This is a genomic window from Planomicrobium sp. MB-3u-38 (genome assembly GCF_002836425.1).
Taxonomy (GTDB): domain Bacteria; phylum Bacillota; class Bacilli; order Bacillales_A; family Planococcaceae; genus Planococcus; species Planococcus okeanokoites.
On sequence record NZ_PJBO01000040.1, the window covers coordinates 1 to 15,797 of the forward strand.

Annotated in this window: 15 protein-coding genes; 12 read left to right on the forward strand and 3 right to left on the reverse strand. The window is 48.0% G+C overall.

Annotated elements, in window-relative coordinates; translation table 11 throughout:
- Positions 1 to 37 precede the first annotated feature (37 nt).
- Positions 38 to 475: a YwpF family protein gene (locus CXF70_RS08710; RefSeq protein WP_084244278.1), complete on the reverse strand. Its 438-nt coding sequence runs from the start codon at positions 473 to 475 to the stop codon at positions 38 to 40.
- 281 nt (positions 476 to 756) lie between these two features.
- On the opposite strand from CXF70_RS08710, the gene CXF70_RS08715 reads away from it, so the two are divergent.
- Together CXF70_RS08715 and CXF70_RS18360 are read left to right on the forward strand one after the other, a co-directional pair.
- Entirely contained in the window at positions 757 to 1,167 is a 411-nt protein-coding gene (locus CXF70_RS08715) for a single-stranded DNA-binding protein (RefSeq protein ID WP_084244280.1), read from the forward strand.
- A 30-nt stretch (positions 1,168 to 1,197) separates the two neighbouring features.
- Positions 1,198 to 1,341: a hypothetical protein gene (locus CXF70_RS18360; protein WP_165850181.1), complete on the forward strand. Its 144-nt coding sequence runs from the start codon at positions 1,198 to 1,200 to the stop codon at positions 1,339 to 1,341.
- 546 nt (positions 1,342 to 1,887) lie between these two features.
- Here the strand turns inward: CXF70_RS18360 and CXF70_RS08720 are convergent.
- On the reverse strand, positions 1,888 to 4,611 hold the full coding sequence (locus CXF70_RS08720; protein ID WP_101802321.1) for a DEAD/DEAH box helicase: 2,724 nt from the start codon (positions 4,609 to 4,611) through the stop codon (positions 1,888 to 1,890).
- Entirely contained in the window at positions 4,608 to 6,140 is a 1,533-nt protein-coding gene (locus tag CXF70_RS08725; RefSeq protein ID WP_101802322.1) for a hypothetical protein, read from the reverse strand. Before CXF70_RS08725 ends, CXF70_RS08720 begins: the two co-directional genes overlap by 4 nt.
- 193 nt (positions 6,141 to 6,333) lie before the next feature.
- Between CXF70_RS08725 and CXF70_RS08730 the strand changes: the two genes are divergently transcribed.
- The 10 genes from CXF70_RS08730 to CXF70_RS08775 all read left to right on the forward strand — a co-directional run bounded on the left by CXF70_RS08730 (position 6,334) and on the right by CXF70_RS08775 (position 15,689).
- A complete protein-coding gene (locus CXF70_RS08730) occupies positions 6,334 to 6,705 on the forward strand; it encodes a hypothetical protein (RefSeq protein ID WP_101802323.1) in 372 nt (123 codons plus the stop codon).
- Positions 6,706 to 6,793: 88 nt separating this feature from the next.
- Positions 6,794 to 7,264, forward strand: coding sequence for a transcriptional regulator (locus CXF70_RS08735; protein WP_101802324.1), 471 nt, complete (start codon positions 6,794 to 6,796; stop codon positions 7,262 to 7,264).
- A 781-nt stretch (positions 7,265 to 8,045) separates the two neighbouring features.
- On the forward strand, positions 8,046 to 8,969 hold the full coding sequence (locus tag CXF70_RS08740; protein WP_101802325.1) for a S66 peptidase family protein: 924 nt from the start codon (positions 8,046 to 8,048) through the stop codon (positions 8,967 to 8,969).
- 39 nt (positions 8,970 to 9,008) lie between these two features.
- Positions 9,009 to 9,941 (forward strand): C40 family peptidase, encoded by a 933-nt coding sequence (locus CXF70_RS08745; protein ID WP_101802326.1) that lies wholly within the window; start codon positions 9,009 to 9,011, stop codon positions 9,939 to 9,941.
- 105 nt (positions 9,942 to 10,046) lie between these two features.
- Positions 10,047 to 10,271: a DUF2187 family protein gene (locus tag CXF70_RS08750; RefSeq protein WP_101802327.1), complete on the forward strand. Its 225-nt coding sequence runs from the start codon at positions 10,047 to 10,049 to the stop codon at positions 10,269 to 10,271.
- 195 nt (positions 10,272 to 10,466) lie between these two features.
- Positions 10,467 to 11,159 (forward strand): hypothetical protein, encoded by a 693-nt coding sequence (locus CXF70_RS08755; RefSeq protein ID WP_233208588.1) that lies wholly within the window; start codon positions 10,467 to 10,469, stop codon positions 11,157 to 11,159.
- On the forward strand, positions 11,152 to 12,450 hold the full coding sequence (locus tag CXF70_RS08760; RefSeq protein ID WP_101802328.1) for an efflux RND transporter periplasmic adaptor subunit: 1,299 nt from the start codon (positions 11,152 to 11,154) through the stop codon (positions 12,448 to 12,450). The genes CXF70_RS08755 and CXF70_RS08760 overlap by 8 nt, the downstream gene beginning before the upstream one ends.
- Positions 12,451 to 12,989: 539 nt before the next feature.
- On the forward strand, positions 12,990 to 13,262 hold the full coding sequence (locus CXF70_RS08765; protein ID WP_101802329.1) for a YhdT family protein: 273 nt from the start codon (positions 12,990 to 12,992) through the stop codon (positions 13,260 to 13,262).
- On the forward strand, positions 13,259 to 14,707 hold the full coding sequence (gene panF / locus CXF70_RS08770; RefSeq protein ID WP_101802330.1) for a sodium/pantothenate symporter: 1,449 nt from the start codon (positions 13,259 to 13,261) through the stop codon (positions 14,705 to 14,707). Before CXF70_RS08765 ends, panF begins: the two co-directional genes overlap by 4 nt.
- 70 nt (positions 14,708 to 14,777) lie before the next feature.
- A complete protein-coding gene (locus tag CXF70_RS08775) occupies positions 14,778 to 15,689 on the forward strand; it encodes a DMT family transporter (RefSeq protein WP_101802331.1) in 912 nt (303 codons plus the stop codon).
- Positions 15,690 to 15,797 lie beyond the last annotated feature (108 nt).

A 15,797-nucleotide genomic window follows, 5' to 3' on the forward strand; every position in this document is an offset into this window, starting at 1 on the left:
TTTCTTATCTGCGCTGCTTTTTATTATGTCCAAATTATTAATTGTTGGCTTCATCCTTGCGGAGCACCGGGCGCGACCGCATATCGCTTTCAAAACGCGTCAGCAATTGTTCGCCTTCCAAGCCGTCTTCCAACAGTTCCGACAGCAAGCTTTCCGCATATTTGCGGCGGGCGCGTTTCAATGTGCCTTTCATCAGGACGGAAATATGATTGCCGATTTTTTTTACGGCATAAATACCGACTTCAAACGTGGCCGGTTCGTTTTCCGGATATGAAATGACGACTTTTACATCATAGATTTTCCCCGAATTCATCATCTGCTTGAATCTTTCTTCGTGTGACAGGTCCATCAGCATTTCGAGAACCCATGAACGATGGCTGTTCTCCTGGTTGATGATAATGCCGTCTTCAAGAGGGAAATTGATAATCTCCTCTTCATCGACAAGCCCCATCGACAGCATTTTAAAGGTCTTCATCTGTCTACCTCCCAAACAATCTTTTTTCCAGTATAGCATAGCCTGGAATTTCCGGGCGAATCCTCAAATAGTTTTGAAAAGCTTTTAAAATTCTTATTTGCAATTGTTATGCCAGGAGCAGGATAAGCCGTATCCGTAAGGAATAAAGAAGATATTTATTTTCATCAAGGATTGAAAAATCAAATATGACTGCCGGAAAACTCGTCAAATTCAGATTTTCGCCTTTTGCGTAAAATTCAGTTTATTTAGTATGCTGATTTTACCGAAAGGAGGTGAAAAACATGAATCAAGTCGGACTGGTAGGCAGGTTGACCAAAGATCCATCGTCACGGACATTAAGCGAAGGACGTGTACATACTACGTTCATCGTTGCTGTTTCCCGGAATTACAAGAACCAGAAAGGCGAGATTGAAAGTGATTTTGTGCTGTGTTCGACTTGGGGAAGGCCGGCAGTCAATGTCGCTAAGTTCTGTGTGAAAGGCTCGCTTGTTGCGATTTCGGGCAGACTTCAGTCCCGCCATTATGACAGGGAAGACGGAACCAGGGTCTACGTTACCGAAATTCTTGGTGATCAGGTGCGTTTCCTGGACCGAAGAAAAGCGCAGGAAGAAGCCGCCCCATTGCAGAAGGAACCTCAATCTGAAGCAGATTTTGATTTCCCTGTACCGGATGCGGAACCGGTTAACGCGTAATTCAAATTTGTAAATGGGAGGCACTTAGCCATGCCAAAAGACGTACAACAGCAATTGGAAGTGCATATGGAGCAGCTGATCCGCCTTACGGCTTTGCTCCATAGACGATTGGCAGAGGCGGAACGGGAGCTAAGTGAACTGAAGGAGCATTTCCGTTCCGCTACAAAAGTTTGAGGCAGTTGTTTCATTCAATGTTCAGAAGAGGGGAGCATGGAAGGGTGGGGACCCGACCATGCTCAAATTATAAAAAAAAGAAACTACATAATTCGTGCAAAAAAATTTTTTATCCCATGCTTATCCAAAAAAAGATGGACCCAAAAAGTATGGGTCCATCTCTTGCCTTAAGTTTGTCAGAGCTGTGCGGCTGCTTCCGCTTTTCTCGGTGTCCAGACTCCTGTGGCCCAGTTCTTCGGGTCATAAGCCAGCCCAGCTGCGAAGACATTAGCCGACGCTTGCGAGGCTAAGTCTTTGCGACGAAGCAGCGAAGCGATACAGGAGCATGGTTTTAAACTGCCCTCTTGCAGTAGAAATATTACTGTCTACGTGGTCTGTCTTATGCCTTTCAGAGCTTAACGGGCACAGTCGCTTTTCTTTATTGTCCAGACTCCAGCGGCCAACTCCTCGAGTCGTAAGCCACTTTGGCTGTGCGGCTGAAAAGATGCCGCTTCGCCAAATCGTCTTACGCTTGTCGGAGCTGAACGGCCGCTTCCGCTTTTCTACTTACAAAGAATAAGTGAACAGCTCTTTCAGCTCGTTGTCGGACAGCTCTGTCATCCACTGGCTGGACTGGATGAACTGCTCAGACATCGTCTGCTTCTGCGTCAGCAGCGAATCGATTTTTTCTTCGATGGTGCCGATCGTCACGAATTTATGGACATGCACAAATTGTGTCTGACCGATCCGGTAGGCACGGTCAGTGGCCTGATTTTCAACGGCTGGATTCCACCATCTGTCCGCGTGCAGGACGTGTGTTGCGGCAGTCAGGTTCAATCCGGTTCCGCCGGCTTTCAGGGACAGGATGAAAATCGGGAATTTGCCTTGCTGGAATGAGTTGACCAATGAATCCCGCTGGTTTTTCGGCATGCTGCCTGTCAGGAATGGCACTTCATGTCCATACAGCTCATTGATGGCCTGCTGGAGCAGGTGGCCCATTCCGATATATTGAGTGAAAATCAGGCATTGTTCTCCCCGTTCGGCAATTTCGCCGGCCAAGGTCACAATCCGCTCGAGTTTCTGGGAGCGGGGCAGAATTTCTTCCGCTGTCGTATAAGGCTCTTTCAAATAAAGGGACGGATGGTTGCATAATTGCTTCAACTTGCTGAGCATTTTCAGCACCAGGCCCTTTTTCTCGAAGCCGGTCAAAGTTTCCATTTTTTCGACGGTATCCTGAACCAGTCCTTCATAAAGGGCGGCTTGTTCAGGTGTCAGCGGGCAGTATTCAAGCTGCTCCTGTTTTTCAGGCAGATTCAATTGAAGCTCAGGATCTTTCTTCGTGCGGCGCAGCAGGAAAGGCTGGATGCGCTGGCGCAATTTATCCTTCGCTTCTTCCGAATCATCACGCTCGATCGGAATCATGAACGTTTCCTGGAATTGCTTGATGCGGTACAGATAGCCTTTATTGATGAAGTCGAAAATCGACCATAATTCAGAAAGACGGTTCTCAATCGGCGTCCCGGTCAGCGCAATATGATGCTGGCCTTTGAAACGGCGGATGGTGCGCGATTGTTTCGTGTACATATTCTTGATGTTCTGTGCTTCATCAAGCGTAATGCTGGTCCACGGAATGTCCTGCATTTCTTCAGCGTCGGACGAAGCGATGCCGTATGTGGACAACACCACATCAGGCTGCTCGGCTTCCAGGTATTGCGAGAATTCCTCCGCTTTCGGGCGAACTGGACCGTAATGCATATAGACTTTCAAATCAGGCGCAAAACGTTCAAGTTCTTTTTGCCAGTTGCCAAGTACAGAAGTCGGGCAGACGATCAGTGAAGGGTGCGCCTGTTTTTCCGAATGGACATGGAGCAGGTAGGCAATCAGCTGTACCGTCTTGCCGAGACCCATGTCATCCGCGAGGCAAAGACCGAATCCTTCTTCCCGCATGAATACGAGATAGTCGAAGCCTGTTTTTTGATAAGGGCGGAGCTCAGTATTCAGGTTTGCGGGGATCGCTGTTTCCGGCAGATCCCGCTTATCGAGCAGTTTATCCAATAAAACCTTCAATGATTTATTCAAATTGAACTCGACGAGCGGATCGTCTTCTTCAGCGGCCTCTTCAAGCATGATTTCCGGCACGTTCTGGAACAGCATGTCCTTGATCGTCCAATCGGCGTCATCCGCTTCGTCGATCATTTTGCGGAGCTGCATCAGTAGGTTGGAATCGACCCGTACCCATTCATTGCCGATGCGGATAAATTCCTTGTTCTCGGAAACGAGCCTTTCAAAATCCTGCATGCTGAGTTCGTGGCCGTTCAGCGAGAACTGCCAGTCAAAGCGGATGATCTGGTCGAGTCCGACAACCGATGCTTTCTTGGCGGGTGAATGGACATTGGCTTTCACGCGCACTTTCGATTCCTGTACAGCCTGGAGCCAGGACGGAATGGAAACTTCAATGCCGAATGCCTGAAGGATTTCCGTATCGCTGCGTAAAAATTCAAGAACTTGGGCATCTGTCCACTCTTCGTGATAAAGTTTCGTTTCATCGAAACCATCAACAGACGGGCAAAGGCTCAAAATCAGGGCTTGTTTTTCCGCTATTTCAGCGTGGCGGCTGCGCCATTTCTCAGGCAGCACCTTTTCAAGGGGCTCATCCATCCGCCGTTTGGAAGGTGTCCAGTAGACACTGCCGCGTTTGGAGCGGAGGACTACTTTGAATGACCAGTCCGGTGATTCATCCGGTTCACTCAATTGGACGGCGATTACATAATCATCTGCAGCTTCGAGACCATCCCAGCCCGTTTGCTGGATGAAATGCTGGATATACGGAAGCTGTGCAGTCGACAGGCCTTTTTGGCGAAGCTGCTGGCTGATGGTATCACTCAGGAACGCCTGGATATCGCTATCGCCATACTTGCTGTCGATAATGATATCGTCGCCGTCCACACTGACGTGATCCCATAAACGCGGATCGTTCAATGAATCCGATACTTTTTCGGCAAGCTGCAGCCAGGCGATATCTGTGTCTGTCTGGCCCTTGAAAGTGACATAATGATGGCCATTGCCGTTGAAAAGCCTGACAAAGTCGGCAGGTGACAGCACCAGGTCGAGACCATCCATTTCAGATTTCAAGCCGAAGAAACTGTCTTTGTCCATGAAATAAAGAAAAGGAGTCCAAATCTCTGGAGGTATGCGATTGCCGGTTTCATTGATGGCTTGAATCCGGAAGCTTTCTCCTTTGGTGACTTTTAAATAATAGATGCGGCTTCCTTCTGTCTGGAATTGAGTCATACCAAATTTCCTTTCTCAATCTCTTCCTGCAAGGCGCGGAGACGTTTATTCTGTGTCCGGATTTCTTTTATATAGGATTTCCAAAATTCCATTTGATCGCTCTTCTTGCAAGCGGATTTCATTTTCTTCCAGATTCGCACCGCCTGTTTGTAGCTGGCGCGGCTGCGGTCATCCAAATGGGCCATCGCGTAGCGGTGATAAAGCGGCAGCGCATAATCCGGCGCAGCTTCGTGCACTTCCTTCAATCCGCATTCTTCTGCGAAGTAGAGAGGAGAGTTATGCATATGGTGAAGTTCCGCCCATTGCTTGAAAAAGCCTTTTTCGATTAAATATGTGGAATAGGCGGGCAATCCGTAATGGCCGAATTGACGGAACAGATCTTCCCAATCCCTTTCACTCAAATGGATCAGGGAAAACAGCCGGCTTAATGTCCGGACATATTGATGGCGGTATTGTGTGTACAAGCCTTCGAATAGGAATGTCTTCACATGCGGCTTGACTGCCAGCAATATCACTTCAAGAGCCTGCTGGTTCTGTTCTTCTTCAGCTAGAATCGCCAGCTGGATCCAGTCATTGGCTTCGTTCGGCGTGATTTTTTTCAGCTCGAGCGGATCTTTCAGCAGAATGGCAAATAAGGCGATAATCCGCTCATCCGGCCGCGGGAAAGCTGCAAGCTCCTGTTTCCGCAACCGGTCATTCGTGAAAAGATTCGTCCAGAACAATTGATAGACCGTAAAACGCTGCGACGAAGAACCGTCTTTTATTGACGCAAAATCACGCACCATATCCCGCAGGTAGTCAAAAAAAGCATCCGATTCGAATGTCCGGTGCTGGCCGTGCAACTGGTCAAGCAGGTCACGGAGATCATGGAGTTCATCTTCGAACCAGGTTTTGAAGAAGGAATGGTGGACATCATTGGTGCCGGAGATATAGGTGCCCCAAACTTCGGATAATGAGATGAAGTGGGCATAGGCGCGGAAAAGCGTCTTCCATTCCCGTTCAAGAGGCACAAATGATAATGCATTCTTCAATCGGCCTTCATACATTTGTTCATAATAGAAATAATTTCTTGTCGTATAATCGGGGATCGGATCCCGCCAGACACTTTGGATCACTTTTCTCCATTGCTGCGGCGAACGTTTTTTGCCGATTGTGGACAGCTGTTCCTGTTCCTGTGCGCGCCAATCCGCCACCCATTGTGACAGCGAGCCGATTTTTTGGTATAAAGCAAAAATCACCGCCAGCCGGTGCCGGCACAGATCTTCCTGCGGGCAGGCGCAGACAGCTGTCAGTTTTTCGAAATTCATCACGACTTTAACGGAATGGGCATCTTTGACGATCGCTTCAAGAAGCAGTCTTTCTTCATTGAACGACTGGATTTGCACCCCGTCATGGCGCACTAAAAAGACTGCTTTTCGAACCATTTCCTCATCCGTCGCACGAGCGGGATTAAGGGACCTTTCGATAGCAGCCATATAATTGTGTATAGTCTCTTCATATTGTTGTGCCAGGGATTGAACCGTAGCCATTTGCATCGCCCCAAAATAAAACTTTCCTTCTATTATACTAGTTTCAGGCGGGTCCGTAAACGAAGAAGAAAAGTTGACGCCGGAACCCGGTTGTAAATATATTTTCAGAGAGAGTTCTTTTTTGAGGGAAGTTAGATTATACTGGATAAAGTGTAAGGCAAAATACCTACTAAATGTAGATGGGAGCAAAACCTTGGATAACGTATATGTATTGGAAATTCCTGATTTGCAGCAAGTTCTGAATCAGGAAGATATTGAGGTATGGGAACTTTTTTTATTGACTGCTGAAAAACGCTATGAAAAAATCCGCTTTCAGGTCTCCAGTGATGGAGGCTGCTATACGTTCAGGAATGTCGAGGCATGCAATGGTTTATTGGCGACAGTCCAAATTGATTTTGATCTCAAAAAAATCATTTTTGTCCAAGGTGAGTCCAACGATAAGGAGTTTGAAAGTTTCTTGTTTGACGCGCTGTCCCAGCTGTTCGTGCGGGTAAAGAAAGATCGGATCCAATTCCTGGCCACTTCAGGAAAATCAAAAATAAAAGGTTTCAGCACAAGAAGATAATTCTTGTGTTTTTTTAGTTACGAAATGGGGAATATATGATATGATTAACTAAACAGAATATTCTAAATTCAGAGAGGGGGGAACCGTCATGTTGCATGTCAAAATGATGAAGCCGTTCTATACAAAGAAAGAAGATCATCTTGTAAAATTCGTCTTTGCCTACCAGTACCTCTCAATTATGAAAGATGATGAATTATTCCATTTCATCCCGGTTGAAGGGAAAGAAATCGTAGTCAACACGAATACATTCCAGGTCGAGAATCTGTCTGAAGTATTTGTTTTCCAGAAAGGGAACCGGTTTATCCGTCTGCCGCTGTACCAACTTCTGCTTGTCTCTGATATTCATATGCATCTCCAATCCATCCTGCAAGGTGAAAGTGCGGGTATTGCAGAAATTCCTGATCAAGCAAGGACCGAAGCAATGGAAGCAATCGAATTCCTGGAACACGAGAATTTTGAACGAATGATCGATTATGCGCTCGAGTCTAGGGACGAAAGGATGTTCCAGGAACTTATGGCGCTACAACAGCTTAATGGAGGTCTGCCAAGTGAAGCCTGATACCAGTCTCGTGAAATTCATATTCAAATGACAGCGTCTGCCCGGCAAGAATCAGGGGAGGCGTTTTCATTTGCATACATATAATTTTGAACAGCAAAAACCCCGTTTCCTAATAATCCGGAAAAGGGGTTTTATGGTTTGTAAGTATACATGAGTCACCTCTACATCATTGTGAAAAAGTTGACGAACAGCATAACGACTGCTGAGCCACCAATTCCCAGTGCAAGATCTTCCCATCCCATTTCAAGTACTTTGTCGAAATTCATACCAATCCGCTCCTTTTGTCTTTTCTAAGTTTGTACAGAAGATCTTGCGTGTAAGCTATAAATTCTTAGTGGATTTATAACTTGTTTTCATTGTATTGAAAAATCAAATTCTTGTCATGATACTTTATTACTAAAAATTCTAAATAATTCAAATATAATAAGTATTAATTGTATTGGGTAATTATGCACGATGGCGCCAGCTTGAAGAATGGAGGGGGCATTGCTATATTGGAAAGAAGTAAATTCGGTATGGCATCCGAGCTGATAGATAATATGAAAGTTTTAATTATAAATCTCTTATTCGTTTTAGATGAACGGTGAAAGAAATCTTTTAAGATATGGAGCAAAACAGCGAAGACTCCCAGGCGACCAAGTGAAGTGCTGAGATCCACTCGGGCGAAGTGTAACGAGCAAGAGTTAGCTCAGCGCAAGCAGCCAGGAAAGCGAAGCTGTTTTGCGGAATATCGGTTACTGCAAAGTTCAATTTAATTAATACAAAAGAGGAGTAGATACAGATGCGGACATTACCGAAACGATTGAAAAAAGGCGATACTGTAGGCATCGTCGCGCCTTCCAGCCCGCCGGACCTGGAGAATTTGAAACAGGCGCTGCCTTTTCTTGAAGGGATGGGCTTGAAAGTGAAGATGGGCAAATCCGTGGAAGCGAAGCAAGGCTATCTGGCGGGAACTGACGAAGAGCGGTTGGCGGATCTGCACGCCATGTTCGAAGACACCGAAATCGCGGGCATCATTTGTGCGGGAGGCGGATACGGAGCCGCCCGCTATACGGAACGCGTTGATTTTGCGTTGATCAAGGAAAATCCGAAAGTCTTCTGGGGTTATTCGGATATCACGTTTTTACATACAGCGATCGGACAGTATGCGGAACTTGTAACTTTCCATGGCCCCATGCTTGCATCCGACGTTGGGAAGGAAGAATTCCATGAACGCAGCGGCCGCATGTTCGGGCAATTATTCGCGCCTTTCGAGCTTCATTATGACGAAGGGATTTCCACATTGACTCCACTCAGCAGAGGGGTGGCGCAGGGTGAATTGGTCGGCGGCAATCTGTCTTTATTGCGCAGCAGCATCGGAACAAAATTCGAAATTGATACGAAAGATAAGATTTTATTGATTGAAGATACGAATGAACAGCCGTTCGAGGTTGATGAGATGTTGAATCAGCTGAGGTTGGCACGGAAATTCGAAGGACTGGCTGGAGTGGTGATCGGCGATTTCAAGAATTCCGATCCGAAAAAGCCGGATGAATCGCTGAGCCTCGATCAGGTTTTTGACCATTATTTCAAAGATCTCGGCATTCCGGTTGTCAAAGGCTTTAAAATCGGCCACTGCGAACCGCATTTCTCTGTGCCTCTCGGAGTGATGGCAAGACTTGACGCCCATGAAATGACATTGACAATTTTGCCGGGAGTCGAATGAAACGATAATTTTTAATCGGGGATGAAAAGGGGAATGGGAATGATGCAGACACAATCGACTCTCTGGGTATGCCGTGTACCGGTGGCAACGGTCTGGAATGCGCCGGATAAAGCGCGGGATATTGATGCGGAAGGCCTTTCGGCAGAGGGGCGCATCAATAATTGGATAGAAGCGATGAACGCGGAACAGACGCGCGACCTCATGGAAAGTGAAAGAGTTGAAACACAATTGCTGTACGGAGAACCGGTTGAGATTGATGAAATTAGTGATGGATGGGCAAAAATTACGGCGACCTGGCAGCCGAGTGGCAAAGATGAGCGCGGCTATCCGGGGTGGGTGCCGGTTGCTCAATTAGAGGAAGTGGAGCTGATTCGGGAATCCGGCTTTGTCCGCGTAATTACGATGCACGCGCAGCTATGGACGGTGGATTTTAAGCCATTGGCCACCATTCCTTTTAACGCCTTGCTCCCTATTAAAGAAACCGGCGAATATGTCCGTGTCCAGACACCGGATGGAGACGCCTTCATCTCAGGGAACCAGGTGGAAATCGTATCGCAGTTCCAGGATTCAATGATAGGGACAGGCAGGAATATTGCCGAGTCGGCTGAGGAATTTCTGAACCTGCAATATTTCTGGGGCGGCATGTCGAGCTATGGCTATGATTGTTCGGGACTGACATTCAATATAATGAAAGCGAACGGCATCCGGATTTCCCGTGATGCCGGCGACCAGGCTTGGGAAGGAAAAGCGGTGGACCAGCATTCACCGGAAAGCTGGTGGAAGGGAGATCTTTTATTTTTCGCCGATGATAACGGGCGCGCAGCGGTACGCCATGTTGGCATCTATTATGGCAATGGATTGATGGTCCATTCTCCGACAGCCGGCAAAGCGATTGAAATCATTGAAATTGCCGGCACCAAATATGCGAATGAATTATGTGCAGTACGCCGTTTTACTGAAATACAAGAATAATATATTCATTTTGACAGGAACATTCCCAGAGTCAAAAGATGATATTTTCATGTATTTATGATATAATAAATAGATATTGTTTCTAAAAGAGAGGCGTGGATAACAATGGCATTCCAACCACATGAAAAAGAAGTATCAGAATTCGTAGCGGCCCGCCGCATCGGAGAATGGATTTCCTTTACCCGTAATGGCGTTGACGTCAATGGCACCATCTTTAAAATTATGGACAACTCGGTGATTGTTGAAATTTCACCTGAAGATGCAAAAGAAATTGGTGCAGCTTCTAATATGACCGTGATCTCACATAAGAAATATACACCAATCGAGTAAGTTAGCTGAAACTCCCGCCGCGTGCGGGAGTTTTTTCTTTGCAAATTTTCGGGTGGGAGGCACCGGAACAATTCTGATAATATATTTTTTGAAAATTGTACCAGTCTTAGCATTCCAAAGTCCATCGGTTTTTGGTAAAGTAAGGGAAGGTTCACATACGCGGAAGCGCAATCGCCATGAAGGGAATAAGGCCTTATGATATTCGATTTTAAGTTCTGGCATTATTTCGCCAGACAGGGACAACTGATACATAATCTTGAGAATTCAGAAATGCGCCATTTCAATAAGCGGCTCGGTTGGATATTTGCCCTTGGCGTCCTTCTTTTTGCGCTGCGGGAAATTTGGGGCATGAACAGCGCATCCCTGACACCGTATCTGGTGGCGGGGGACATGGATACTTATACACTTGCCCGCTGGACTTCTCTTGCCGGTACCTTGATCTGGGCAGGAGTCTATTTAGCTTTTCATACATACGGAGCGGCGTTCCTGTTCAGCCGCATTTTAAAAGCTCCGTGGCGTGCGGCGCTGGTCATGCAGACTTATGTGACAGCTATTCTGGTTATTGAAAAAGTCTTGCTGTTCTTCCTGTTCGCGGTGCTCGGCTACACTACATATTTATCAATATTTTCATTCGGCCCGTTGGCGGCCATGTTCTTTAATCATTCATTTATCATTCTTTCCTTCAATCAATTAACGGTTTTCACATCGCTCATCATTGCCATCCAATACCGCTTCCTGCGCAATTACGTGAAATTTTCACCGAAATTGCTGCTGTTTGGCCTGATCCTGCTGCATGTTCTGATCGCGCTGGCAATCGGAGCATTGAGTTTTGTGCCGCTTGCCGACATGATCGAAGGCTTTACGGAAGGAGTGGTTCCGGGTGAATAAATACTTTATGATCGGCTTATCCGTCGCCATCACCGCTTTTTTGGCAATCAATGCAATTTTATTGTTCAGCGATAAAAGCATTGTGCCGAAAAAACTCTATGTTAATGAATACGAACGTGCATATACCAGCAGCTACACAGAAAAAATGCCGAAAGAGGCAGTCACAGCGCCACTTGCTGCTACGGAAATTTTCATCCAGGATTCGGATGCCGTCGAACAATGGATCATCAATGAAGGCGATTATGTCGAAGCCGGCACTGAACTGGCGCTGCTGAATGAAGCGGAAAGTGAAGAACAGCGTGCGATCTGGGAAGCGGAAGAAGACGCGCTGAACGATGAATTGAGTGAAGTCCGCACCGTTTTGAGAGATCTTGAAACGGCGCAGTCCCGCCAGTCGCGTCCGACTACAGGCTCTTCATCCAACAGCGATACAACAACGACGCCAAACGGTGATACTGTTGAACTCGACGTGAATGTTCAAATGGAAGTCGAAGTTCCGCAGGACGGTTCTTATGCAGCGGGTATTGCGGAAGCAGAACAGCGCATCGCCACGCTCGAAACCCAACTCGCGGTCATTGAAGCCCAATTGGAACAAAACATGGCAAAACCTGCGCTCATCAGTCCAATTGAAGGTGTCGTAGGCAAAATCGATGCGGGCTCAACTCCAATGAGCATTGAAATCTATTCGAGCGAAAAACTGTTCATGACCTACCTTATCGAAGAAGAATGGCTTGAAGTCAATGTCGACGACCGTGTCTTCCTGCATGTCGACGGCATCGCACAGGCAATGCCTGGCAAGGTTTTGCGGAAATCACAGCTGCCGGCGGACAATTCGAAGTGGCTCGACGCCTACCGCGCTCTTGATCCGGCAGACCAGAACAATCCGATTGCGATCTACGAAGTCCTCATCATGACGGAAGAACCGATTACGGATGCCGTGCCTTATGGCAAAACGGCCAATGCGTCCATCATCGTCAATGAAGCGGCGGATGCCGTCGCCTTGAAAGACGCCTGGATTTTTGACCGCTACAACGGCACAGGCAATGTTTTCATGTTGAATGAAGAAGGACGTGCGGAAGCGGTGCCAGTCACCATCGCGTTCGACCTCGACGGCAATGCCGTATTGAGTGAGGGCGTAGCGCCGGGTACCACGGTGTTCGACAGTGAAATCCTGAGAAGATTCGCATCAGCACCACAGGCGTTCCTGCCGTTCCCGAGCATCCAGCCGGACCTCGAGCATGCGAAAAATACGTATTGGCGCAAATATGTTGAATATTTATTAGCGAGATAATTTTTGGACCCGGGAGCGGCTGCTTCTGGGTTTTTTGTTTGGTGGAGGTTCGTTGTTGGATTGAGTGGTTTTAGTGTCATATAGCGGAGGTTTGGTGTCGTATAGATTGCTTTTGGTGACGTATAGCGACGGTTTGTTGCCATATAGCAGATTTTACTTAACGTGCAGATTTTTCGTGCGGGTTTCATCGAAAGAAAAGTGCATTCGAATGGAAAGCAGTCCGCTGCCGGCGGACTGCCCAGTGGGCGGCGCTTCGGCCGCCGCCCGATCTTGGCAGATAGTGGGTTAACTCATAGAGGTGAAGTTCTATCTTATGATTTTGGATGGGTATCTTATGATTTCGCATTTCTATCTTACGTTTTTCGATTTCTATCTTACGGTTTGGGGATTTTATCTTACGAATCTAATTTTCGAAAAGCTCCCATCAAAAGAAAACAACTATCCAAAGTAAAAGGACAAAAATCACCACACACCATTATTCATTCTAGAAAATAATGGTACGATAAGAAAATGATAGGTACAGAAATGGAGTGGGAAAGATGAACGGAACGGATTGGCGGTTTAAGATTGCCCACCGGGAAGCGCTGATCGGCGTTGGGTTGGCGCTGTTCAATTTTGTTTGGTGGTTTGGCTTCGCTTATGGCATGGGTTCGGCGCCGGTGGAAGAATATACCTATGTCTTCGGGCTGCCGGCATGGTTCTTCTACAGTTGTGTAGTGGGGTTCCTGGTGATCGCGCTACTCGTGATTGTCATTGTGAAATTCTTTTTTGTAGAAGTGCCGTTTGACGAGGAAGAGGAGGAGAAACGATGAATTATGCTGTTTTGATTCCGATGATCGTCTTTTTGATCCTCATCTTTTTTATCGGCTATTGGTCGAGCCGCAAGCTGGCGTCGTCATCGAACTTCATCGCTGACTATTTCCTTGGCGGCCGTGAACTTGGCGGCTTTGTGCTGGCGATGACGATGGTCGCGACTTACGGCAGTGCGTCGAGTTTCCTGGGTGGTCCCGGAACAGCTTATACCATGGGCTTTGGCTGGGTACTGCTGGCGATGACGCAAGTGGTCACTGGCTATTTTGTGCTGATGATTCTCGGCAAGAAATTCGCCATCATGGCGCGCCGTTATAAAGCGGTGACGATGATTGATTTCCTGAAAGCTCGCTACGACAGCAAAGCCGTGGTTTTATTGTCTGCGTTAAGCATCATCATTTTCCTGTTCTCCGCCATGGCTGCGCAGTGGATTGGCGGTGCACGGCTGATCGAATCGCTGACCGGGCTGTCGTACAACTCGGCGTTATTCCTGTTTGCGGTGTCCGTGCTGGTGTACGTCACCATCGGCGGATTCCGCGCGGTTGCGCTGACGGATGCCGTGCAGGGCGCGGTCATGCTGATCGGTACACTGATCCTGCTCGTTGCGGTCATTGTCGCGGGCGGCGGGATTCCGAATATCGTCCAGGATTTAATCAATGAAAACCCGAATCTCGTAACGCCTTATGGTGCCGAAGGTAATTTGTCAGCGGCTTATGTGTCGTCCTTCTGGATCCTGGTCGGCGTAGGCGTCGTCGGCTTGCCGCAGATAGCGGTACGGGCGATGTCCTATAAAAACTCACGCTCGATGCACCGCGCACTGATCATCGGGACGCTCGTCACCGGTATCATCATGCTCAATATGCACTTGATCGGCGTATTCGCGCGCCCGATCCTGCCAGGCATCGAAGTCGGCGATAAAGTCATTCCGCTGATTGCGCTGGAAACGTTGCCGGCATGGCTAGCCGGAATTGTGCTCGCTGCACCGATGGCGGCCATCATGTCGACCGTCGATTCGCTGCTGTTGATCGTCAGTTCCTCAATTGTCCGCGACGTCTATTTGAATTACATAAAACCGGAAGCGGAATTGAAAACCATCAAACGCATTTCGTTCGGCGTAACGGCTATGCTCGGAATCGGGGTCTTCCTGTTGGCGCTCGACCCGCCGGACTTGCTGATATTCCTGAATTTATTCGCGTTCGGTGGCTTGGAAGCCGCCTTTATCTGGCCGGTCGTGCTCGGGCTTTACTGGAAATGGGGCAATAAATACGGGGCCATCGCCTCGATGATTACAGGGATCGGCACCTATGTCGCGCTGCATTTCTATAACCAGGAATATGGCAACCTGCTCGGCGTCCACACCGTGACGTTTCCGGTGCTGCTGTCGCTGGTGGCGTTCATCGCATTCAGCCTGCTGGTCGGGCGAAAAGCTTATGATTATGCGGGATAGATATTTACAATCAAGCTGACAGGGCGTAAAATGAATATTTATTCGAAACCCGAAAGAAGGCATGACTGGATTGAAGCAATGGAAAGTATACATGATCCTGACAGGCGTCATGATCGTTTGGGGATTTAACCTCGCAACAGTTAAATATATGGTCGAATTTGTCGGCCCTGTCACGTTGACCGCCTTCCGGATTCTCCTTGCAGGCGTTTCAGTCTTCGTCATCCTCGCGTACTTCCGTCTGCTGCGCTGGCCAACACGCGTCGATTGGAAATACATCCTGCTCGGCTCGTTGTTGAATGTCGTCTCGCATCATTATTTCCTGTCGAATGCGCTGACTTTGACCACCGGCACAAACGCCGGCCTGATCCTGGGAACGGGTCCGATGCTGACGGCGGTGCTGGTGTCGCTGATCATGCGCAATTATCCCTCGCGCCTGCAATGGCTCGGTGTCATCATCGGCCTCGCCGGTGTCGTCATCACCGTGCGCGTCGGCAGCGGTCCGACGAGCGGCATGAATATCGGCGACCTGTTCGTCTTCATCTCGATCCTGACCCAGGTGCTCAGCTATATCGTCATCGCCAACGCGGCGAAGAATCTCGATCCGCGCCTGATGACCGGCTATATGTTCATCACCGGCAGCATCGTGCTGTTCCTCATCTCGCTTGTGCAGGAGCCGGGCGGCATGGCGGCATTTGCTGAAGTTCCGCCGCGGTTCTGGCTGGCCTTTTTCTTCTCCGCGGTCATCGGCACATCCATCGGCCACATGCTCTATAATTACTCGATTGGACAAGCCGGCCCGACGAAAGCGGCCATCTTCATGAATCTCAATACACTGTTCTCACTGGTCGCCGCGGCCATCATTCTGAACGAAACCATCCTGCCTGGCCACTTGGGTGGCTTCGTGCTGATTGTCATCGGCGTCTTGTTCGGTTCCGGTGCGGCAGAGGATTTGCTCAATAAAAGAAGGAGACGGTTCAGCTGATGCTGGATCGTTTTTTTGTGGGTGAGTGGAGGGATAGTGTCGTATAACTGTGATTTAGTGCCGTATAGATTCTATTTGCTATCGTATAGCGAAAATATGCTTACGTAA